Below are 20,871 nucleotides of genomic sequence, written 5' to 3'. Positions count from 1 at the left end.
CTGCCGGGCTGCGCGTCAGCCCGGCAGGATTCAGAACGGATAGTCGTAATAACCCATTTGCTCCGACACCTTACGCGCAGCACGGTGCAGCATCGCCACATACTCTTTTTTTGCCGGTTCGGAGAAGCGCACCGTCGGGAACGAGAGGCTCATGCCGGCAATCACCACGCCGAAGCGATCAAATACCGGTACCGCCAGACAGCGAATCCCCGCTTCCTGCTCTTCATTATCCTCACCAAAGCCCTGTTGCCTGACCTGATCCAGCACCGGCAGCAGCGCCTGCGCGCTGACGATAGTGTTAGCGGTACTGCGACGGAATTCCACTTCACGCAGAATGTCGTTCACCTCCGCGCGCTCACGCCACGCCAGCAGCACTTTGCCGATGGCGGTACTGTGCAGCGGATTACGCCGGCCGATGCGCGAATACATGCGCAGGTTATACAGCGAGTCAATCTTGTGGATATAGACGATGCTGTCTTCTTCCAGCGCGCCGAGATGAATGGTCTCTTTGGTCTGGCGCGACAGTTCGCGCATCTCCACATCGGCGCTGCGAATCAAATCCACGTTCTGCAGCGCGTGCGCGCCAAGTTCAAACAGCTTGAGCGTCAGCGAATATTTTTCGCTCTCGCCCTCCTGCGCCACATAGCCGAGCGATTTCATAGTCTGCAGAAAGCGGTAGACCGTGCTTTTTGACATCATAACCCGCTGCGAAAGCTCGGTGATGCCGTGATCGCGCTCTTCACCCAGCGCCTGCAGAATGCCAAACACTTTCATCACCGATGAAACGGCATCCGGCTGTTTATCGTTATCGCGGCTCGCCATGCGGGACTTCCTTAACGCTTTTGCAAAAAACGCCAGTATAGAGGTTACAGCCGGACGGCGGCAACGACACATCCACTTGTAATTTTTGTCCATTAATGCGGTGATTTCAGGCAGAAAATTGATTAGCATGATGATATTCACTTACTTCACTTCTCTCTGTTTATGTCTCCTACCGTGTCTCAGGATGGATTACCCGTTCCACAGCGTTACGGCGCGATAATTACCATTGCGCTTGGCATCATGATGGCGGTGCTGGACGGCGCGATTGCCAACGTGGCGCTGCCGACCATTGCGCGTGAGCTGAACGCCAGCCCGGCGGAATCGATCTGGATCGTCAACGCCTATCAAATCGCTATCGTGATTTCGCTGCTGTCGCTGTCGTTTCTTGGCGATATGTTCGGCTACCGGCGCGTCTATCAGGTCGGGCTGGTGCTGTTTGTATTCACCTCGCTGTTCTGCGCCCTTTCCTCTTCGCTGAATATGCTCACCGTGGCGCGCGTGCTGCAGGGCTTCGGCGGTGCGGCGCTGATGAGCGTCAACACTGCGCTAATCCGTATTATTTACCCGCAGCGCTTCCTGGGACGCGGCATGGCCATCAACTCGCTGATCGTGGCCGTCTCCAGCGCCGCCGGTCCCACGGTGGCGGCCGCGATTCTCTCCATCGCCAGCTGGAAATGGCTGTTCCTGATCAACGTGCCGCTCGGTGTGGTGGCGCTGTGGCTGGCGCTGCGCTTCCTGCCGGATAACACGCAGAAAGCGAAGCAGCAGAAATTTGATGTGCCGAGCGCCATCATGAATGCGCTGTTTTTCGGCCTGCTGATTTCAGCGCTGACCGGCTTCGCGCAGGGAGAAAATGGCTGGCTGATTGCGGGTATGCTGCTGGCGCTGCTGCTGATCGGCGTGGTGTTTGTGCGGCGTCAGCTGGCGATGCCGGTGCCGCTGCTGCCAGTAGATTTGCTGCGCATTCCGGTGTTTTCGTTGTCGATCGGCACCTCGATCTGTTCGTTCTGTGCACAAATGCTGGCGATGGTGTCGCTGCCGTTTTTCCTGCAAAACGTTCTGGGTCGGGATGAGGTCGCGACCGGCCTGCTGCTTACGCCGTGGCCGCTGGCTACCATGGTGATGGCACCGATTGCCGGCCGTCTGATCGAGAAGTTTCATGCCGGGCTGCTGGGTGGGCTGGGGCTGGCGCTGTTTGCCGCCGGGCTGTTTCTGCTGGCGCTGCTGCCTGCACAACCCACGGATGCCGATATTATCTGGCGCATGATGCTGTGCGGTGCCGGCTTCGGGCTGTTCCAGTCACCCAATAATCACACCATCATCTCGTCGGCTCCGCGCCAGCGTAGCGGCGGTGCCAGCGGCATGCTCGGCACCGCGCGACTGGTCGGGCAAAGCACCGGCGCCGCGCTGGTGGCGCTGATGTTTAACCTGTTCAACGACAGCGGCACGCATGCCTCGCTGCTGCTGGCCGGAACCTTTGCCAGCGTGGCGGCGATCGTCAGTATGCTGCGCATGACGCAAAGCCGTCAGCCGGCAGAGTCATAAAAAAAGGGCGCCCGCAGGCGCCCTGTTCATTTTCTATGTGGCTTACTTAAGGTAGGCACCGCTGCGCAGCGCTTCGATACGCTTGTCGAGCGGCGGGTGCGACATAAACAACTCGCTCAGCGACTTACCTTTACCGTTAATACAGAACGCCATCATGCTGCTGGGTTCCTGCGGTTCGTAGCTGGTTTTCAGGCGCTGCAGCGCGGCAATCATCTTTTCACGACCCACCAGCTTCGCAGAACCGGCGTCGGCGTGGAATTCGCGATGGCGCGAGAACCACATGGTAATGATGCTGGCGAGAATACCAAACACCAGTTCCAGCACCGTCGCCACGGCAAAATAGACCAGCGGATTGCCGTTGCTGCTCTCTTCACCGTCGCGGTTGCCGGACAGGAAGCCAGACGCCACCTGCGCAATGATACGCGAAATGAAGATCACGAAGGTGTTCACGATACCCTGAATCAGCGTCATGGTGACCATGTCACCGTTCGCGATGTGGGCGATCTCGTGCGCCAGCACCGCCTCCGCTTCGTCGCGGCTCATGTTTTGCAGTAAGCCGGTTGAGACCGCTACCAGCGAGGCATCACGGCGTGCGCCGGTGGCAAAGGCGTTGATATCGGGCGCGTGGTAAATCGCCACCTGCGGCATCGCAATGCCGACCTGCTGAGCCTGGCGGCCGACGGTTTCCATCAGCCAGCGTTCCGTCTCGTTACGGGGTTGTTCAATCACTTCACCGCCGACCGAGCGTAACGCCATCCATTTGGACATCAGCAGTGAAACAAACGCACCGCCAAAGCCAAACAGACCTGCCATAATCATCAGACCCTGAACACTGCTTGACTGGATTCCTGTCAGACTCAGAATCAGTCCGAATACCAACATCACCGCCAGGTTGGTGACCAGGAAAAGCGCAATACGCATCATAAACGTTAATCTTCCTCAGTTGTGCTCGCGCTCATGCGCGGATATACATCCTATGTCCATTGTGGCGCTTTTCAAGCGACCTTAATCTTTAAGTGCCTAAAAAGACATAACTTTACATTTGGTAATGGTAGCGGCTGCAGCCTGCCGGGCGGCGAGTTGCAGGCAAAAAAAAGCACCGCCGCAGCGGTGCTGTGATTTCAGGCCGAAGGGTTACTTCGCTGCCGCCGGCGCTGACTGGTCTTTTTCCAGCTGGGCCAAATCGTTAGCGATTTTCACCGTTTCATCCAGATACGGATCCGGCTCTTTGTAGTCTTTCGGCAGATCGTCCAGGCTCTTCAGCGGCGCTTTGCCTTCCGCCTGGTAGCGCGCATTGATGCGTTCCAGACGCAGCGCATCTTCTTCGTGGTTCTCTTTCTCGCGCTGGGCCAGATTGAGCGACACGATGTTACGCTTGTCCTTCATCGCGTTGAAACGCGCGATGTCTTTCATGATGTACTGGAACTCGCGATCTTTGGCGATGCGATCGGCGTGCTCTTTGGTCAGCTGCGGCACCAGCGGCGTGATATCGCCGGTTTTGGTGTAGGTCGCTGCGTTGATGCTGTCCCACGGCAGCGCGTTATCCTCAAATTTCTCGCCGGTCTCTGCCGCTTCCACACCGGTCGGCATCAGCAGGTCTGGCGTGACGCCTTTCCGCTGAGTACTGCCACCGTTGATGCGGTAGAACTTCTGAATGGTGTACTGGACTGAGCCCAGCGCCGGCCATTCCGGACGCAGCATCTGATCGTAGATGCGGTTGAGTGAGCGATACTGCTGCACCGTGCCCTTACCAAAGGTCGGTTCGCCGACAATCAGGGCGCGGCCGTAATCCTGCATCGCCGCGGCGAAGATTTCCGACGCCGAGGCGCTGAAGCGATCGACCAGCACTACCAGCGGACCTTTGTAGTAAACGATGCCGTCGTTGTCGCTGTCCTCACGCACGCGACCATTATTGTCACGCACCTGCACCACCGGACCACTCGGAATAAACAGGCCGGAGAGCGATACCGCTTCGGTCAGCGCGCCGCCGCCGTTGGTACGCAGATCGATGACGATGCTGTCGACGTTCTGCTTCTGCAGTTTCTGCAGCTGCACTTTCACATCATCGGTCAGGCCAACGTAGAAGCCCGGGATATCCAGCACGCCGACTTTCTCTTTGCCGACGTTGTGCACGGTGCCCTTCACCGCGCGATCTTCCAGACGGATTTTCTCACGCGTCAGCGTCACGGTACGGGTTTTGGTGCCCTTGCCGGCTGGCAGGATCTCGAGGCGCACTTTGCTGCCCTTCGGCCCTTTAATTTTGGACACCACGTCATCCAGACGCCAGCCAATCACATCTTCCATTGGCTTGCCCGGCTGGCCGACGCCCACAATGCGGTCGCCCACGCTGATGGATTTGCTCTTGGCCGCCGGACCACCGGCGACCATCGAGTTGATCACCGTGTAGTCATCATCCATCTGCAGCACGGCACCTATACCTTCCAGCGACAGGCTCATTTCGGTATTGAACTGCTCGGTGTTGCGCGGTGACAGATAGTTAGTATGCGGGTCGATTTCATGCGCGAACGCGGTCATAGCCAGCTGGAACACATCTTCGCTGTTGCTTTGTGCCAGACGACGGATGGCAAAGTTGTAGCGCTTGGTCAGCGTCTCGCGAATCTCTTTGTCATCTTTCCCGGCCAGCTTCAGGCTCAGCTCGTCATACTTCACCTTGGCATCCCACAGCGCGTTTAGCTCATCTGTGCTTTTCGGCCACGGTGCTTTGGCACGATCGATATCGATGGTGTCATTGCCGGTGAAGTTCATCGGGCGGTTCAGCACGCTGAGCGCATACTGATAGCGCTCGAAGCGGCGCTTCTGCGCCAGATTATAGAGATCGTAAAACACATCCAGCTTGCCGCTGCGCAGCTCATCACCGAGCGTGGTTTTCTTGTCGGCGAATTGTGCCACGTCCGACGCCAGCAGCACGTTATGGCTGTAATCGAGCAGATTCAGGTAGCGGTCAAAAATTTTCGCCGAAAAATCCTGATTCAGATCGAACTGACGATAGTGAGAGCGGGTGAAACGCGAAGTGACGCGTTCACTGACGGTAGGATGCTGTGCTTCTTCGTGTAACTGGGGAATCTGGTCGGCGCGGGTAATGTTGTCCGCGCCAAAGGTGGGGCCTGCCAGCAGCAGGCCCGCGATCATACCGATCTTAAAAATGCTGTTCATGCCAGGGTCGGGCCTCCGTTTCAGAACTGCAAGTGTTCTGCGCGCACAATCATTGCCAGGCCGGAAGCGAGCTGGACCCGGACGCCATCTTTGGTAATTTCCAGGATGGTAGCGTCCATTGCACTTTTGCCTGCTTTGACTTTGATGTTTTGACCCGCTTGCAACGTTGAAGTGTCAGTGACGGGTTTTGCCCGCGGTGGACGCGGAGCAGCCTGACGCTCACCGGCCGCAGCACGCGGTGCCTGTGGACGTGGCTTACGCGGTGCGTCACCCTCCGCCGCTTTACGGGCAGCAGGCTTGCGCGGACGACGCTCAGCGGTCTCTTCACCGGCTTCACGTTTTTTCGCTTTTTGCTGCTCGCGCTGCGCCTGCACGCGCGCTTTGGCTTCTTCCAGCTGCTTGCGCGCATGTTCTACGTGCTGCTCATCCAGCACGCCACAGGCGTTGCCGTCGAGATCGACACGGGTGGCACCGGCTTTAATGCCGTAAAGATAACGCCAGCTTGAGGTATAAAGGCGTAAGGCCGAACGCAGTTGCGTCTTGCTCAGGCTGTTTTCGCCCTGAACGCGCTCCACCAGATCCTGAAAGATACCGATTTTGAGCGGACGCGCTTCACCTTCGGCGCTAAAGCAGTGCGGAAAACGCTGCGCCAGAAAGGCGATGACTTCTTTACTGCTGTTCAACTTAGGTTGATTTTCCATGAAATTTCCTGATTACAACGGGTTTGCCGACCAGAGCAGGCATGAACAGGCGACATTATAATGACAACATCGCCAAATGCTATGTGATCCAGTCGATTAGCTGCGCGTCAGCTGAAGAAATTTTTCAATGTCGCTGTTCGCCAGCACTGCACAAAGCCCGTCGGTAAGGGCTACCAGCCCCGCTTCATCCTCGCTATCGAAGCGAGAATAAACCGTACTGTCGATGTCGAGAACACCGACCATCGTGCCATTCACTTTCAGAGGAATCACGATTTCCGCGTTACTGGCGGCGTCGCAGGCAATGTGGCCCGGGAAAGCGTGCACGTCTTCAACCCGCTGCACGCTATCCTCCGCAACCGCGGTGCCACATACTCCTTTACCCACCGGAATGCGGACGCAGGCGATTTTGCCCTGGAACGGACCCAGCACCAGCGTCTCCGGCTCGGTCAGCAGATAGAAGCCTGCCCAGTTAACTCCTTCCAGGCGTTCAAACAGCAGCGCACTGCAGTTGCCCAGCGCCGCCAGGAAAGAAGTTTCGCCCGCTAACAGTGCGCGGACATCGCGATTTAAATCCTCGTAAAAGGCTTTTTTGTTCATTGTTTAACCATAACTCATCACTGGCGTGACCTCGTTGTCACTCAGTTGTTAAAATAAGCACTAATAATCCAACCCCACAAGGTGAATCATTGTGTTAGTTACTATACCCTTAGCACGCTATGCTTGAGACTATTCTCGTACCATAGATTGATGCAGACAGACGTGCTCTGCTCCGCATGCCGGTAACTGTAACGAACAATGGGCCCCTTGCGTCATTTATGAAAATTCACGCCATCAGCCAGACGTTGCCCCACGCACGTTATCAGCGTTGCCCGCAATGCGATACCCTTTTTTCCTTACCGGATGTGAAATCGCATCAGTCGGCTTATTGCCCGCGCTGCCATGCCCGTATTCAGAACGGTCGCGACTGGTCAATGACGCGGCTCACCGCCATGGCCGTCACGATGATCGTACTGATGCCGTTCGCCTTCAGCCTGCCGCTGGTGGATATCCGCCTGCTTGGCATGCGCATCAACGCCAGCCTGCTGGAGGGCGTGCTGCAGATGGCGCAACAGGGCAACGTGCTGACAGCCGCCATGGTGGCGTTTTGCACGATTGGCGCGCCGGTGACGCTGGTGGCCGGCATCTGCTATTTGTGGATTGGCCACGCGCTCGGCATGAACCTGCGTCCGGTCCTGCTGATGCTGGAGAAACTCAAAGAGTGGGTGATGCTGGATATCTATCTGGTCGGCGTGGCGGTGGCATCGATTAAGGTGCAGGATTATGCCGCGCTGGAGGTCGGCTACGGGCTGGTCGCCTATATCGCGCTAACAATTATGAGCCTGCTGACGCTGATTCATCTCAACGTGGAGGAGCTGTGGGAACATTATTACCCGCAGTCGGTGCCGCACGAACCGCCCGAGCGGTGGCAGGTTTGCCTGAACTGCCACCATACCGGTATGCCCGATGAACGCGGACGCTGCACGCGCTGCCATACGCCGCTCGATTTTCGCCGCCGCCACAGCCTGCAAAAATCCTGGGCGGCGCTGATCGCCTCGATTGTGCTGTTGATCCCGGCTAACCTGCTGCCGATTTCGGTGGTGTACGTCAACGGTGCGCGGCGCGAAGACACCATTTTCTCCGGTATTCTTGGCCTCGCCTCCGGTAACGTGCCGGTGGCCGCGGTGGTGTTTATCGCCAGTATTCTGGTGCCGTTTACCAAGGTGTTAGTGATGCTGACGCTGTTGCTTAGCATCCATTTTAAGTGTGAACAGGGTTTGAAAACCCGCATCCGTCTGCTGCGTGCCGTCACCTGGGTGGGCCGCTGGTCGATGCTGGATCTGTTCGTCATTGCTTTAACCATGTCGCTGGTCAATCGTGACCAGCTGCTGGCTTTTACCATGGGACCTGCCGCCTTCTACTTTGGCGCGGCAGTCATCCTGACCATTATGGCCGTTGAGTGGCTCGATAGCCGCCTGATCTGGGATGCACATGCAACAGGAAACGCCGACTACACCGACTAGCGCTAATCTGCGTAATAAACGCAAGATTTCGCCGTTCTGGCTTTTGCCCATTATCGCCCTGCTGATTGCCGGCTGGCTGTTATGGACCAATTATCAGGAGCGCGGCACCACCATCACCATCAACTTCCAGACCGCGGATGGCATCGTGCCGGGCCGCACGCCGATTCGCTATCAGGGCGTGGAAGTGGGCACCGTGCAGGGCATTGTGCTGAGCGATGACTACCGCAGCATTCAGATCAAAGCCAGCATCAAGAGCGACATGCGCGATGCGCTACGAGAGAACACCCAGTTCTGGCTGGTGACGCCAAAAGCCTCGCTGGCGGGCGTCTCCGGGCTGGATGCGCTGGTGGGCGGTAACTACATCGGCATGATGCCCGGCGACGGCAAAGAGCGCGATCACTTTACCGCGCTGGATACCCAGCCAAAATACCGGGTAAACACCGGCGAACTGCTGATTCACCTGCACGCGCCCGATCTCGGCTCGCTCAACACCGGTTCGCTGGTCTATTACCGTAAAATTCCGGTCGGCCGCGTCTATGACTACAGCATCAACGGTAATACCGATGGCGTGACCATCGACGTGCTGATTGAGCGGCGCTTCACCAACCTGGTGAAAAAACAGAGCCGCTTCTGGAATGTCTCGGGCGTTGACGCCGATGTCAGCCTGAGCGGCGCCAAAGTGAAGCTGGAGAGCCTGGCCGCGCTGGTGAATGGCGCGATTGCCTTTGACTCGCCGGACAGCGGCGAACAGGCCAACAGCGATCAAAACTATCAGCTCTATTCGGATCTGGCACACAGCCAGCGCGGCGTGCTGATTTCGCTCGATCTGCCCAACGGCGACAACCTGAAAGCCGACAGCACACCGCTGATGTATCAGGGGCTGGAAGTGGGCACTCTGACCAAACTGACGCTGCTGCCGGGCGGCAAAGTGTCCGGCGAGCTGACGATCGATCCCTCCGTCACCGGCCTGATGCGCAGCGGCACGCGGATTGAGATGCGCGCGCCGAAACTCAGCCTGACCGACACCAGCCTGAGCAGCCTGCTGACCGGCAATACGCTGGAACTGGTCCCGGGCGAAGGTGAGCCGCAGGATCACTTCAGCGTGCTGCCGGCCAGCGAAACGCTGTTGCAGAAGCCGGATGTGCTCACCGTTCAGCTCAGCGCGCCGGAAACCTACGGTATCGACGCCGGACAGCCGGTGATGCTGTATGGCGTGAAGATCGGCCAGGTGATTTCGCGCCGGCTGGATGAAAACGGCATCAGCTTTGTGGCGGCCATCAATCCGGAGCACCGCCAGCTGGTGCACGCCGACAGCAAGTTCATCGTTAACAGCCGTCTCGACGTTAAATTTGGCCTCGACGGCATGCAGGTGCTGGGCGCCAGCGCGCGCGAATGGGTCGACGGCGGTATCCGTCTGGTGCCGGGTGCGAAAGGTCAGCCGTCCAGCCGCTATCCGCTGTACGCCGACTCAGAGCGCGCGGCGGAAGGCATTACCGGCGATCAGCCGCCGACCACGCTCAAACTGACCGCCAACAGCCTGCCGGATGTACAGGCCGGCTCGGTGGTGCTGTACCGCAAGTTCCAGGTCGGTGAAGTGGTGGATGTGGTGCCGCGCGCCGATGCGTTTGAGATTTCGGTCCATATCCAGCCGCAGTATCGCAAGCTGCTGACCAGCGAAAGCGTGTTCTGGGCCGAAGGCGGTGCCAAAGTCCAGCTCAACGGCAGCGGTCTGACCGTTCAGGCTTCACCGCTGAACCGCGCGCTGAAAGGCGCAATCAGCTTTGATAACCTGTCGGGCGCGCAGGCGGCGAAAGGCGCTAAGCGCGTGCTCTATCCGTCTGAAACCGCCGCGCGTGCGGTGGGCAGCCAGATTACCCTGCACACCTTTGATGCCAGCAAACTGTCGGCAGGCATGCCAATCCGCTACCTCGGCATCAACGTCGGTCAGGTGGAGTCGCTGGCGCTGAGCCAGGATAACAACCAGGTGGTGGCGAAAGCGGTGCTCTATCCGGAGTATGTGCAGGACTTCGCGCGCATCGGCAGCCGCTTCTCTGTTGTCTCGCCGGAGATTTCGCCCGCCGGCGTTAATCACCTGGAAACGCTGCTGCAGCCGTATGTGAACGTGGACCCGGGCAAAGGCGCGCTGGCGCGCAGCTTTGAGCTGCAGGAGAGCACCATTACCGACTCGCGTTACCTTAACGGGCTGAACATCTATGTGGATACCACCGAAGCCGGTTCGCTGTCGATTGGCACGCCGGTGCTGTTCCGCGGTGTAGAAGTCGGCACAGTCACCGGCACTTCGCTGGGTAACATGGCCGACCGCGTGCAAATCGCGCTGCGCATCAGCAAGAAGTATCAGCATCTGGTGCGTAACAACTCGGTGTTCTGGCTGGCCTCCGGTTATAACCTCGACTTTGGTCTGATTGGCGGCGTGGTGAAAACCGGCACCTTCCAGCAGTTCATTCGCGGCGGCATCCAGTTTGCCACACCACCAACGGTGCCGCTGGCGCCGCAGGCCGGTGCCGACAAGCACTTCCTGCTGCAGGATGAAGCGCCAAAAGAGTGGCGCAACTGGGGCACGGCGATTCCGTCGCCAAACTAAGACAACGGGCAGCCTGCGGGCTGCCCGACTTATTTGCGTCAGGGATATTGCGCACGGCTGTACCTGAGCCGGGCTCGGCGTTACACTTCGCCCTCACTTTGTTAGTCCGGTAGATATCCGTGTCCGATCGTTTTCCTGAAGATTTTCTCGCGCTGATGCGCGCCAGCCTGGCCGACGAGGCCGAACTCGAACGCTTTCTCGCCATCAGTCAGCAGCCGCTGCGCCGCAGTCTGCGCGTCAATACGCTGAAAATCAGCGTGGAGGATTTTCTCACGCGCGTGGCGGGCTATGGCTGGCAGCTGACGCCGATTCCGTGGTGTCGGGAAGGCTTCTGGATTGCGCGTGATGACGAATCGCTGCCGCTCGGCAGCGTCGCGGAGCACCTCAGCGGTCTGTTCTATATTCAGGAAGCCAGCTCAATGCTGCCGGTCAGCGCGCTGTTTGACGCCGCGCCGGATGCCCGCCAGGTGATGGATGTGGCCGCTGCGCCGGGCTCTAAAACCACGCAGATGGCCGCGCTGATGCGCAATCAGGGCGCGATCCTCGCCAATGAATACTCCGCCAGCCGGGTGAAAGTGCTGCATGCCAATATCAGCCGCTGCGGCGTCAGCAATGTGGCGCTAACCCATTTCGACGGGCGCGTCTTTGGTGCCGCGCTGCCGGAACAGTTCGACGCCATTCTGCTGGATGCGCCCTGCTCCGGCGAAGGCGTGGTGCGCAAAGATGCTGACGCGCTGCGCAACTGGACGCTGGCCAGCACCGAGGCCATCGCCGCCACCCAGCGCGATTTAATTGACAGCGCTTTTCACGCGCTGCAACCCGGCGGCACGCTGATTTACTCGACCTGTACGCTAAATACCATCGAAAACCAGCAGGTGATTGCCTGGCTGCAGCAGCGCTATCCGCAGGCGCTGGAAATTGTGCCGCTCAACGATTTGTTCGCTGGCGCCGAACGCGCGCTGACGCCGGAAGGCTTCCTGCACGTGTTTCCGCATATCTTCGACAGCGAAGGCTTTTTCGTCGCGCGGCTGCGCAAAACTGCCAGCGTGCCGCCATTGCCGGCGCCGACCTACAAACTCGGCAAGCTGCCCTTCTCGCCTGCCAGCCGCAAGCTGGTGGCGGAGGTGGCGCAGGCCGCGCACAAGGTGGGACTGCACTGGGATGAGAGCCTGACGCTGTGGCAGCGCGACAAAGAGCTGTGGCTGTTCCCGGCGGCGCTGGAGAGCTGGCTCAGCAAAGTGCGTTTCTCACGTATCGGTCTCAAACTGGCGGAAACCTTCCCGAAAGGCTTTCGCTGGCAGCATGAAGCGGTGGTGGCGCTGGCGCAACCGGACAGCGCGCTGGCGTTCGAACTGGACGAAGCGCAGGCGGAAAGCTGGTATCGCGGTCAGGATATCCATCCCGACACGCCGCCCGCGCGCGATGAAGTGATTGTCACCCACCAGCAGCAGCCGCTGGGCCTGGCGAAACGCGTTGGAAGCCGCATCAAAAACAGCTACCCGCGCGAACTGGTGCGCGACGGGCGGCTGTTCCGCTAACACGCATTATTGCAATTGCACCAGCGTCAGCCGGTTGCCAAATACCGCGCCGGTATCAATGTAATGCTGATTCGCGGCGTTAAGCGGCTGCTCCAGCGGCGTATGGCCAAAGTAGAACGCACTGGCACCGGCGATCGGCTGCGAGCGGCCGCGCTGATGGCGAGCGAGCCGGTCGCGGCTCCAGACGACCTGATGCCAGTCGACATCCTGTCCCAGTGCATAGGCACTGGCAGGATAGTCGGCATGAGCAATGACGATGACGCGCTCCTCAAATTGCAGATGTAAAATCAGCGGCAGATCGGCACAGCGCTTCAGCGCATGACGCGCGGCAATCAGCCGCGCACCGCTCAGCTGCCAGAACCAGTCCCCGCCGTTCATCATCCACAGCATCGGATCGTCGCCCTGCAGCGCATCGAGCGCCATCTGCTCGTGATTACCGCGCACGCAGCGGAACCACGGCTCTTCCAGCAGTTGCAGACAGCCAAGGCTGTCCGGCCCGCGGTCGATTAAATCCCCGACCGATAGAAGCAGATCCTGTTGCCGATCAAAGCCCTGCCGCAGCAGCTGCGCATCAAGCTGCGCGCGGCAGCCGTGCAAATCACCGACCACCCAAATATTGCGCCAGTTATTTGCACGCAGCGTCTGATAAAACATGTAATCTGCCCCGGTTGACTGGAAGTTTAGTAAACCCGGCATAAAGTATAGTCCGGTGAGGGGTAGCCGCGGAGGCATCAGCGTGAGCAGTCGGAAACAGTTTGTTGGCATCCTCGTGATGATTTTTATTGGCAGCCTGCTGCTGCTGGAGTCGCTCGCGCGCCTGGTGCATCTGCTTTTTGTTGGCTGAGCGGTGTTTCATGCCGCGCTAAACGCTTACACTCCTTTGCGTATCACTGAAAGGAGTCTCCATGAGTCAGAATATCTACGATAACCCCGATTTTTTTGCTGGCTACGCCACCCTGCCGCGTTCGGTCAATGGACTGGACGGCGCGCCCGAGTGGCCCGCGCTGCGGGCCATGCTGCCTGAACTGCGCGACCAGCGCGTGCTGGATTTGGGCTGCGGCTACGGCTGGTTTTGTCGTTACGCGCAGCAGCAAGGCGCGCGTGAAGTGCTGGGGCTGGATGTGTCAGAAAAAATGCTGGCGCAGGCCGCTGCCATGACCGATCGGCCTGGCATCACTTACCAGCGCGCTGATCTCGAAACCCTGCAGCTCAGCAGCACCTTTGATGTGGTGTACAGTTCGCTGGCGCTGCACTATCTCAGCCATATCGACGCCCTGTTTGCCACGATCTTTCATGCGTTACGTCCCGGCGGCGCGCTGGTGTTTTCATGCGAGCACCCAATTTATACCGCTCCGCGTCAGCAGGAGTGGTTCATTGATGATGCCGGGCAGCGCAGCTGGCCAGTCAATCAGTATCAGCAGGAAGGGGAACGGGTCAGCAACTGGTTTGCCGCTGGCGTGAAGAAGCAGCACCGCAAGCTGGCAACGTGGATAAACGCGCTGATTGCCGCCGGTCTGGTGATTGAACGGCTGGATGAGTGGGGTCCGGATGTACAGCAGGTAGCGGAGAATCCGGCGCTGGACGAGGAGCGCGAGCGTCCGATGCTGTTTTTGCTGGCGGCGCGCAGGCCGCTGTAAGGTTTTCAGCAGTGGCTGCATCCTGCAGCCCTGTGAAAATTCCCCCCGGCGCTTATCTCCGGCACTCAATCAAGGTGTTAGCTCTGTAAGGGACGGCACCTACTGTAACGCTTAAGATTATTCCGAACAAGTTAAATGATATTAACTATCATTCTCAACTATTGATCTGGCGCGCTGTTAATGCCCGTTGCGTTTGTGTCGCTTCTGTCTGCTGAATCCCACAGGAGCCCGCATGATCACTGACTACACCTTTAACTATCTGAATGGCCTGGATGTGCACTACCGCTATAAACCGGCCAGTCTGGATAATCAGCATCTGTTGATTGTCATGTCCGGGTTTAACCTGCCCGATCCTACCGTGTATGATTTTACTTTGCTGGAGCACACCCGCGCAGCCGTGTTATGGATCAAAGACGATTTCAACGGTTTGCCAGCGTATTACCTGTGTAACAATCTTCAGTTCAACATCGAGCACGGCGTCAGCCAGCTCATCCGGGCGGTGATTGAGCTAACCCAACCTTCTGACGTGACCATTCTCGGCGCGTCGAAAGGCGGCAGTGCCGCGCTCTACTTTGGTATCCGCCACAACATCAGAAACATTATTACTGCAGTACCGCAGTTTTTTCTCGGTGACTATGCAAGCCAGATTTGGCCCAGTGTGGGGAAAGCGATGATGGGAGAGATAAGCCCGGCTGCGGTCGCGTTGCTAAATAAATACCTGCCCAATGCCCTGCGTCGCGATCGCCAGACGCAGAAAAATATTTATCTGTTTACTGCTCTGGCCGATCATCAGCGCGAGCAGGAAGTGTTACCGCACCTCGGGCTGCTGGAAAAATACAGTAATTTCAATCTGATTGAATCGTCATCATCCTGCATCACGCAACATAATGAGGTGACCCGCTATAACCTCAACCTGATTCTGGCGCTTATATATCAGCTGGAGCAGAATATCACCCCGCGCTGGGGCCATATTCGCAACGGCAGCAGTTGGTAACGGCGCAGCTGAAAGTCATAGATTCGCTATGACGAATCCCCGGCTAACGCGTGATTAAAAAGATCGCCAGCATAAAACCGACAAACAAACCGGCAAAGGTCAGCAATCCGGTGCGCGGCGTTTTGGCCTGACCGACAATCGCGCCGATAAAAATGCTCAGAATGGTGAGCGTGCCAATCATTACCCAGAGAAGATAGTGTGTATTTGCTGCCATGCGAAATCCTGTTAAGCGGCCATCAATCAATGCGCCCTGTTATACCATTTTTCGCTATGGCTGGCTGCTGCAAATATCCGCTGTGTTGCGCTCAGCATAACAATGCATCACATGTGACAACGTCACTTGCGTATTATCTCACGCAATGTTATTGCGCTTAATAAATGCGCTAATTGAGCAAATAAAGTCCGGCAACAAGGGTACCGACGGAAATAATATGGAATAGCTCAGTCATGGTAGCGACCTCAATTTAATGCCTGTACGACTCAGTCAAGAACAGCATCTGGCGTTCGTCAAATCATCACCGCCTGCATTAAGCGCAGCCGATGGCATAAATACCAATCGATGCTTAACTGAATACGTACCCATAAGACAGGAGGAAAGCCATGAGCCAGTCTGCATTAGCCACCTACCTTGCGTTAAGCCACGACGACCTCAATGAGATGGGCATCCGTCCGGACACGCTGTTTAAAGCGCAGCCCGACGATAACGGCGCCGCCGGTTACTATTTCAACGTACCGGACACCACGCCGCAGCGCGTGCTGGGGCAAAAACGCTGGTCGCTGGGCGATCGCATCGACATTCCGGCCAGCGTGTTAAATAACGATTCAGCGTAACGGCTCCCGGGATGCGCGATCCTGTGCCAGGCTTAAGTCATTGTGGAATGTTGCAATCAAGAGGGAATGATTATGATGAAGAAAACGGTACTGGCGTCACTGCTGATGGTGTTTAGTCTGGGCGCTATCGCTGAACAGGGCGGCTTTGAGGGCGGTAAAACCCCGCCGCCGCAGAAACAACAGGACGCCGGTTATAAAGGTTCTGAAGACACCGGCCAGACGCATATCGAACAGATTCGGGATTTTCGTCAGGGCGGCTATGTCACGCTGGAAGGTTATATCGTTAAAAAGTTAAGCGGTGATAATTATCAGTTTCGCGACAGCACCGGCACCGTGACCATTAAGGCTGCAGCCGATACCTTCAAAGGCAAAACCTATAACGCCGAGGATCAGGTCCGGGTGAGCGGCAAAGTGTATGGCCGGGGCGAAAATACCCGTGTGGATGTTGCACGTATCGAAGAACCTTAATGCGTTATCGTCCGGTCCGCCGTCGCGTGTGCGGCGGACATTATCATCCCATTCGCAGGAAATCATCGCATGAAGAGCCTGTTTGCCAGTCTGTTAATCCTCTCCACCCTGACCGCGCTGGCTGGCTGTCAGCAACCTGAACGGCCAATTGGTCCGGACGGACGCCCTAATGTCCCTGCAGAACAACCGGTGCCCGGCGGTCCAATGAGTAAAGGACCGGTAGGCCAGCCGCAGGCCTGACCGTTAGCGGCATCAGTACTTACCGCGCCCTGCCCTGAAAATTTATTGTCCTTATTGCCGCCGGGTATTATTACCGGCGGCATTTTTACGTCTGGCTTAATTAACGCCCACCACCATTACCCTGATTAAATTTTCATGGCTATGCTTGGTTATTACGCTGAACTAAAGGATATGCTGATGCACAGTCTTGATCCACAAATGTTGCTGTTACTCTATTTTGTCCTACCGGTTTGGCTTATTGCTGGTTTTGCCGACTGGCTTTGTCATCGCGCAACCGAAATAGAGCACACCTCCGGCGTTAAAGAGACGTGGATACATATTTTAATGTTTCTGGAGATGGGCACTCCGCTGCTGCTGGCATTATTTCTTGAGGTGAATGCGCTGATTATTGCGCTAATGATCGTGCTGTTTTTTTGTCATGAAGCCACTGCGTTATGGGACGTCAGCTATGCGGTGAAAAGCAGAAAAGTGACGCCGGTCGAACAACACATCCACAGTTTTCTCGAAATGGTGCCGCTGATGGCGCTGCTACTGGTGATCTCCCGTCACTGGCCGCAATTTCTCGCGCTGTTTGGGGCCGGCAATGAAACGCCCCGGTTTACTCTTACGCTACGTGCCGATCCGCTGCCGCAGGGTTATATTATTGGCGTACTGTGCGCAATCGTGGTGTTTGAACTGCTGCCTTATCTGGAAGAATATCTGCGTACCCGGCGCGCGAAGAAAAACGCCTCAACGTGAACAGCATAAACCACCGCGCTGAATGGAAATGTGGATGATTGGGGAAGCTATTGATTCCACCACAGCCAATACCCACATGATAAAAAAACCTCCCGCGGGAGGTTTATCGATTAGATCGGTTTTTGCCCATCGTCTTCAGGCAATCCGGTGCCGGTATCATCATCGTCATCAAGCGGCTCTTCGCCGGGCACCTGCGCATCATCAGGCAGCGGAGTGACATCATCGGGTCGTTCTGACATAAGCACCTCCATACCCCACATTGGGTAATAACTATTTTAGTTGCGTTATCCTTCAGCCCGGCGGGTTTATCACGCATCTGTGAATTAAGCGTAAGAAGTAAATTAGTTATGGGTTAACGCTTTGCTTATCGCCTGCCCTCGGCTAACGCGATAAACAAAAAAGGCCACCCGAAGGTGACCAATAATAGGGTACTCGCTGCGTTAGTCATCAGGTGTGGTTATTAATTTGTTTCGCCACATGAATAACACAACTGAATTAATTCGCTTCTTTCATCACATACAACGACGAGGGGAAGGCAACCATAATCGACTTACAAAAAATACATTTTGCACCGAGTGGATTTTGCCTGTTCCTGTCAAAAACGGACTGGCGATATTGAGAGCCCTGACATTGTGGGCATCTCATAGCATTAATTACTATAATAATCAGAGACCTGTAACGTTAACAGCTGACGGACCTTTAGGGCCGTTTTCTACAGAGAATTCAACTTTCTGACCGTCATCGAGTGAACGGAAGTCAGTTCCCTGAATGGCAGAGAAATGGACGAAAACGTCTTTGCTGCCGTCTTCCGGAGAAATGAAGCCGAAACCTTTCTCAGCGTTGAACCATTTTACTGTACCGAGCATTTTATTTGACATGTTTATACCTTGATAATGAGCCATATGGCATTAGAGGCTGAACCGCAGCGACACATCAGAACCTGAGATAAAACTCAAAGAGAAAGGCACAGGAAAGGCACTAACACAGATGAGAGATACAAAACGAACTAACTATGGGACTGTCTGCTTATCAGACCGGAGATGCATTAACGCACGTCTGGCGGGTAAACACAAGGGGTAATAAAATTTAATGGCCAATTAAAGGCGTAACGAAACGGTGAACGCTCCGCGTTAAAATTTTTAAGTGGATAGAATCAGTCACTATTTTAATCTCTGAAAGCCTCAGGCATTTAAAATAATTATTTTACTGCGGCCACGACTGCCATTGCGCCAGGTAAAGAGTAAGCCGAAAAAGAGACAAAAAAAGACCCAATACGATTCCTGTATCGGGTCCAGGGAAATGGCTCGTTGAGAGCCGTGCGCTAAAAGTTGGCATTTTTGCAGGCGAGGACGCCTTGCCTTTTAAAGGTAGACCAGCATCGGTGATTTTCCAGCCAGCGGGCTACGCCGCCGGCAAAAGCTGCCAACTCTGTGATCGGGCTGGCACTAACGGCTGGCAGGCGCAGCGGCAAAAATGTGCGCTACGCCTGAAAATGCAGGGATTATTTACCGCACAGCTGCTGGGCGCGATCGACGATCGGCTGCAGGCTCATCTTTTGTCCGGGATGCGCTTTATCGGCGGCAAGGATGGTATCGATGGACTGCAATGTGCCCTGCCCTGCATTGCCGCGCGCCAGCGCTTTATCATTGAGCGGATACTGCAGCAGTGTGCTGGGGTTGATGGCAAACAGCGCGCCATCTTTCTCGCAGGTCAGCATCACCTCTTCACGGGTGAACGGCCACTTATCTTTGCCCATTTCAAAACGGCTGACGGTGATAATCTGCCCGGCGAACGCCTGGCTGCACAACGCCATCAGTAACCCAGCTGGAATCAGTTTCTTCAGCAAAATCTCGACCTCATCTCATCTTTTAACAGATTCAGGCCGGCGAAAGCGTAGCAAACACGCTCACCAGCCCGATAACAATCAACGCCAGCAGCAGCTCGAGCTGCGTCAGACGGATAAAAAGTTTCGGTGCCCGGCTGGCGGCCAGGCGAAAACGCGGCACCAGCAGATAGCGATTAAGCAGCGCAATCAGCACCATCAGTGCCACCAGCAACGCTTTGCTCACCAGCAGCTCGCTCCACAGCGTGGCGGTCCAGTTTAGCGGCGTGCCGGCAATCAGCAGGCTGTTGACCGTGCCGGTAACAATCGCCAGCGCCACGGCCAGATGACCATAGCGTGAAAAGCGCATCATGCTGCGAATGGCATCGGTGCGCCAGGCAATGTTACGCGCCTCGCGCATTAATAGCAGCAGCGGCAGCAGACCACCGGCCCAGAAGGCGGCCGCGATCAGGTGCAGCGCATGATTCCCCTGCTGCAGCAGTCCCGGCATGCCGTCGCGCATCGCCGCATGGCCGACGCCCGCCAGTGCCACCAGCTGCAACAGCGCAGTCGCCAGTAATGCCTGCTGGCGCAAATTACCACGCAGGCGCAGCGCCAGCGTGCTGAGCAGGGCAAACAGGATAACCCAGCGCCACACCGCGCCGAAGCGCGTGCCCAGCACCGCCAGCCAGACGTCGATGCTGGCGATACTGCGCCAGTCGCCGCTCATCAGCCCGGTCTGCGCCGCCAGCATCAACAGCGCACTGAGTAAACTCAGCACGGCGCTGTATCCCATCAGCCGCCGCCAGCGCTGGGCCAGCAGCGGTCGGTAGCGCGCCGGCGCCAGCAGCGCGGTATAAAATGCACTGCCGGTCAGCAGAAACAGCGCCAGAAAATGCAGCGCCCGCAGGCCGATCCAGAACGCGCTAAGACTCATTACTTCACGCTGAAGCTGTAGCTACCTTTGGTTTTGTGGCCGTCCACTGACAGCACGTGCCAGTTGACCTGATAATGGCCCGACGCCAGCGGCTGGGCGATCGGCACAATCAGCTGATCGTGCTGCTGCGGATTCAGCTGGGCTTTCTTCAGCGCCACCGGTCGCTGCTGCGCGTTGATCATTTCCACGCCGCTGAATGCCGGTTCAATATCTTCGGTGAATGTCAGGGTGAGTTGCTGCGGCGCGCGCTCCACCACGGCGTTATCCGCCGGCACCGGGGCTTTCAGGTGGGCATGCGCCAGAGCCAGCTGGCTGAAGCCCAGCGTCGCGCCCGCCAGCAGTAGCACGATAACGCGCCTGGATGCAGTTTTCATCATCACGTCTTCCCTTTTAACTGCGGCACTGCGCCGCAAATGTGGCAGCAGGATACGCCGCTGCTTTTAGGCTGTCGAGACTTGCGGTGCGATCCAATTCCCTTGATCCAGCAGGGCGAAACCATTATTTTTGCCCCTGTTTATCAGGAGAAAAGCATGAGCCAAAACCTTGCCCTGCTGTCGCAGGAAGAGAAAGACAAAGTAAACGTCGATCTCGCCGCCGCTGGCGTGGCGTTTAAAGAGCGCTACAACATGCCGGTGATCGCCGAGATGGTGGAGCGCGAGCAGCCGGAAGCGCTGCGCGACTGGTTCCGTCAGCGCCTGATGGCCTATCGCCAGGCATCGCTCAGCCTCTCCCGCCTGCCCTACGAACCTAAGCAGAAATAAT

General features: G+C 56.9%; 24 protein-coding genes. 11 read left to right on the top strand and 13 right to left on the bottom strand.

Going from position 1 to position 20,871, the window contains the following annotated elements:
* Nucleotides 1-30: 30 nt before the first annotated feature.
* Nucleotides 31-822: a DNA-binding transcriptional regulator KdgR gene (kdgR, locus tag AC6I8P_RS08510; protein ID WP_346302665.1), complete on the bottom strand. Its 792-nt coding sequence runs from the start codon at nucleotides 820-822 to the stop codon at nucleotides 31-33.
* A gap of 162 nt (nucleotides 823-984) precedes the next feature.
* Here kdgR and AC6I8P_RS08505 point away from each other — a divergent pair, with 162 nt between their 5' ends.
* Entirely contained in the window at nucleotides 985-2,367 is a 1,383-nt protein-coding gene (locus AC6I8P_RS08505; RefSeq protein ID WP_058774591.1) for an MFS transporter, read from the top strand.
* A 42-nt stretch (nucleotides 2,368-2,409) separates the two neighbouring features.
* On the opposite strand, the gene htpX is transcribed toward AC6I8P_RS08505, so the two are convergent.
* The 4 genes from htpX to AC6I8P_RS08485 form a co-directional block, all read right to left on the bottom strand.
* Nucleotides 2,410-3,291 (bottom strand): protease HtpX, encoded by an 882-nt coding sequence (gene htpX, locus AC6I8P_RS08500; protein WP_021510018.1) that lies wholly within the window; start codon nucleotides 3,289-3,291, stop codon nucleotides 2,410-2,412.
* Nucleotides 3,292-3,501: 210 nt separating this feature from the next.
* The gene (gene prc, locus AC6I8P_RS08495; protein WP_498031116.1) at nucleotides 3,502-5,541 is read right to left on the bottom strand and encodes a carboxy terminal-processing peptidase; all 2,040 of its coding nucleotides are present in this window, start codon (nucleotides 5,539-5,541) and stop codon (nucleotides 3,502-3,504) included.
* 20 nt (nucleotides 5,542-5,561) lie between these two features.
* A complete protein-coding gene (proQ, locus tag AC6I8P_RS08490) occupies nucleotides 5,562-6,242 on the bottom strand; it encodes an RNA chaperone ProQ (protein WP_010616374.1) in 681 nt (226 codons plus the stop codon).
* A gap of 96 nt (nucleotides 6,243-6,338) precedes the next feature.
* Nucleotides 6,339-6,839, bottom strand: a complete 501-nt coding sequence (locus AC6I8P_RS08485; protein WP_058774590.1) for a GAF domain-containing protein — start codon at nucleotides 6,837-6,839, stop codon at nucleotides 6,339-6,341.
* A gap of 218 nt (nucleotides 6,840-7,057) precedes the next feature.
* On the opposite strand from AC6I8P_RS08485, the gene yebS reads away from it, so the two are divergent.
* The 3 genes from yebS (at nucleotide 7,058) to rsmF (ending at nucleotide 12,442) form a co-directional block, all read left to right on the top strand.
* Nucleotides 7,058-8,302 (top strand): membrane integrity lipid transport subunit YebS, encoded by a 1,245-nt coding sequence (gene yebS / locus AC6I8P_RS08480; RefSeq protein WP_058771236.1) that lies wholly within the window; start codon nucleotides 7,058-7,060, stop codon nucleotides 8,300-8,302.
* Nucleotides 8,271-10,904: a PqiB family protein gene (locus tag AC6I8P_RS08475; protein ID WP_498031115.1), complete on the top strand. Its 2,634-nt coding sequence runs from the start codon at nucleotides 8,271-8,273 to the stop codon at nucleotides 10,902-10,904. Before yebS ends, AC6I8P_RS08475 begins: the two co-directional genes overlap by 32 nt.
* 113 nt (nucleotides 10,905-11,017) lie before the next feature.
* Nucleotides 11,018-12,442, top strand: coding sequence for a 16S rRNA (cytosine(1407)-C(5))-methyltransferase RsmF (gene rsmF / locus AC6I8P_RS08470; RefSeq protein WP_459747418.1), 1,425 nt, complete (start codon nucleotides 11,018-11,020; stop codon nucleotides 12,440-12,442).
* A gap of 6 nt (nucleotides 12,443-12,448) precedes the next feature.
* Here the strand turns inward: rsmF and AC6I8P_RS08465 are convergent, their stop codons facing one another.
* Nucleotides 12,449-13,096 (bottom strand): metallophosphoesterase, encoded by a 648-nt coding sequence (locus tag AC6I8P_RS08465; protein WP_058757749.1) that lies wholly within the window; start codon nucleotides 13,094-13,096, stop codon nucleotides 12,449-12,451.
* Between the two features lie 251 nt (nucleotides 13,097-13,347).
* On the opposite strand from AC6I8P_RS08465, the gene AC6I8P_RS08460 reads away from it, so the two are divergent.
* On the top strand, nucleotides 13,348-14,079 hold the full coding sequence (locus AC6I8P_RS08460; protein WP_059009737.1) for a class I SAM-dependent methyltransferase: 732 nt from the start codon (nucleotides 13,348-13,350) through the stop codon (nucleotides 14,077-14,079).
* Between the two features lie 232 nt (nucleotides 14,080-14,311).
* Nucleotides 14,312-15,073, top strand: a complete 762-nt coding sequence (locus tag AC6I8P_RS08455; protein WP_262257875.1) for a hypothetical protein — start codon at nucleotides 14,312-14,314, stop codon at nucleotides 15,071-15,073.
* Nucleotides 15,074-15,116: 43 nt separating this feature from the next.
* Here AC6I8P_RS08455 and AC6I8P_RS08450 read toward each other — a convergent pair whose 3' ends face one another.
* Nucleotides 15,117-15,287 carry a hypothetical protein gene (locus tag AC6I8P_RS08450; RefSeq protein WP_165899336.1) on the bottom strand — a complete coding sequence of 57 codons (171 nt, stop codon included), beginning with the start codon at nucleotides 15,285-15,287 and terminating at the stop codon, nucleotides 15,117-15,119.
* 386 nt (nucleotides 15,288-15,673) lie between these two features.
* On the opposite strand from AC6I8P_RS08450, the gene AC6I8P_RS08445 reads away from it, so the two are divergent.
* From AC6I8P_RS08445 to AC6I8P_RS08430, 4 genes are all read left to right on the top strand, one after another.
* Nucleotides 15,674-15,904 (top strand): hypothetical protein, encoded by a 231-nt coding sequence (locus AC6I8P_RS08445; protein ID WP_262257873.1) that lies wholly within the window; start codon nucleotides 15,674-15,676, stop codon nucleotides 15,902-15,904.
* A 75-nt stretch (nucleotides 15,905-15,979) separates the two neighbouring features.
* A complete protein-coding gene (locus AC6I8P_RS08440) occupies nucleotides 15,980-16,372 on the top strand; it encodes a YgiW/YdeI family stress tolerance OB fold protein (protein WP_058757753.1) in 393 nt (130 codons plus the stop codon).
* Nucleotides 16,373-16,441: 69 nt separating this feature from the next.
* Nucleotides 16,442-16,612 carry a hypothetical protein gene (locus AC6I8P_RS08435; RefSeq protein ID WP_058774586.1) on the top strand — a complete coding sequence of 57 codons (171 nt, stop codon included), beginning with the start codon at nucleotides 16,442-16,444 and terminating at the stop codon, nucleotides 16,610-16,612.
* 177 nt (nucleotides 16,613-16,789) lie between these two features.
* Nucleotides 16,790-17,350, top strand: coding sequence for a diguanylate cyclase (locus tag AC6I8P_RS08430; protein ID WP_206543648.1), 561 nt, complete (start codon nucleotides 16,790-16,792; stop codon nucleotides 17,348-17,350).
* A gap of 110 nt (nucleotides 17,351-17,460) precedes the next feature.
* On the opposite strand, the gene AC6I8P_RS08425 is transcribed toward AC6I8P_RS08430, so the two are convergent.
* From AC6I8P_RS08425 to copC, 6 genes are all read right to left on the bottom strand, one after another.
* Nucleotides 17,461-17,589, bottom strand: coding sequence for a hypothetical protein (locus AC6I8P_RS08425; RefSeq protein ID WP_021510004.1), 129 nt, complete (start codon nucleotides 17,587-17,589; stop codon nucleotides 17,461-17,463).
* A 256-nt stretch (nucleotides 17,590-17,845) separates the two neighbouring features.
* Nucleotides 17,846-17,995 carry a cold shock small protein YmcF gene (gene ymcF, locus AC6I8P_RS08420; RefSeq protein ID WP_240656183.1) on the bottom strand — a complete coding sequence of 50 codons (150 nt, stop codon included), beginning with the start codon at nucleotides 17,993-17,995 and terminating at the stop codon, nucleotides 17,846-17,848.
* A 20-nt stretch (nucleotides 17,996-18,015) separates the two neighbouring features.
* The gene (gene cspE / locus AC6I8P_RS08415) at nucleotides 18,016-18,228 is read right to left on the bottom strand and encodes a transcription antiterminator/RNA stability regulator CspE (protein ID WP_021510003.1); all 213 of its coding nucleotides are present in this window, start codon (nucleotides 18,226-18,228) and stop codon (nucleotides 18,016-18,018) included.
* Between the two features lie 623 nt (nucleotides 18,229-18,851).
* The gene (locus tag AC6I8P_RS08410; RefSeq protein ID WP_059009741.1) at nucleotides 18,852-19,199 is read right to left on the bottom strand and encodes a YebY family protein; all 348 of its coding nucleotides are present in this window, start codon (nucleotides 19,197-19,199) and stop codon (nucleotides 18,852-18,854) included.
* A 28-nt stretch (nucleotides 19,200-19,227) separates the two neighbouring features.
* Nucleotides 19,228-20,109 carry a copper homeostasis membrane protein CopD gene (gene copD / locus AC6I8P_RS08405; protein WP_127834155.1) on the bottom strand — a complete coding sequence of 294 codons (882 nt, stop codon included), beginning with the start codon at nucleotides 20,107-20,109 and terminating at the stop codon, nucleotides 19,228-19,230.
* Entirely contained in the window at nucleotides 20,109-20,486 is a 378-nt protein-coding gene (gene copC, locus AC6I8P_RS08400; RefSeq protein ID WP_104188978.1) for a copper homeostasis periplasmic binding protein CopC, read from the bottom strand. The genes copD and copC overlap by 1 nt, the downstream gene beginning before the upstream one ends.
* Nucleotides 20,487-20,639: 153 nt before the next feature.
* On the opposite strand from copC, the gene AC6I8P_RS08395 reads away from it, so the two are divergent.
* On the top strand, nucleotides 20,640-20,870 hold the full coding sequence (locus tag AC6I8P_RS08395; protein ID WP_010616356.1) for a DNA polymerase III subunit theta: 231 nt from the start codon (nucleotides 20,640-20,642) through the stop codon (nucleotides 20,868-20,870).
* Nucleotide 20,871 lies beyond the last annotated feature (1 nt).

The sequence above is a fragment of the gamma proteobacterium symbiont of Lampromicra miyakona genome, assembly GCF_059730895.1.
This window is presented reverse-complemented; position numbering and strand designations above follow the sequence as displayed.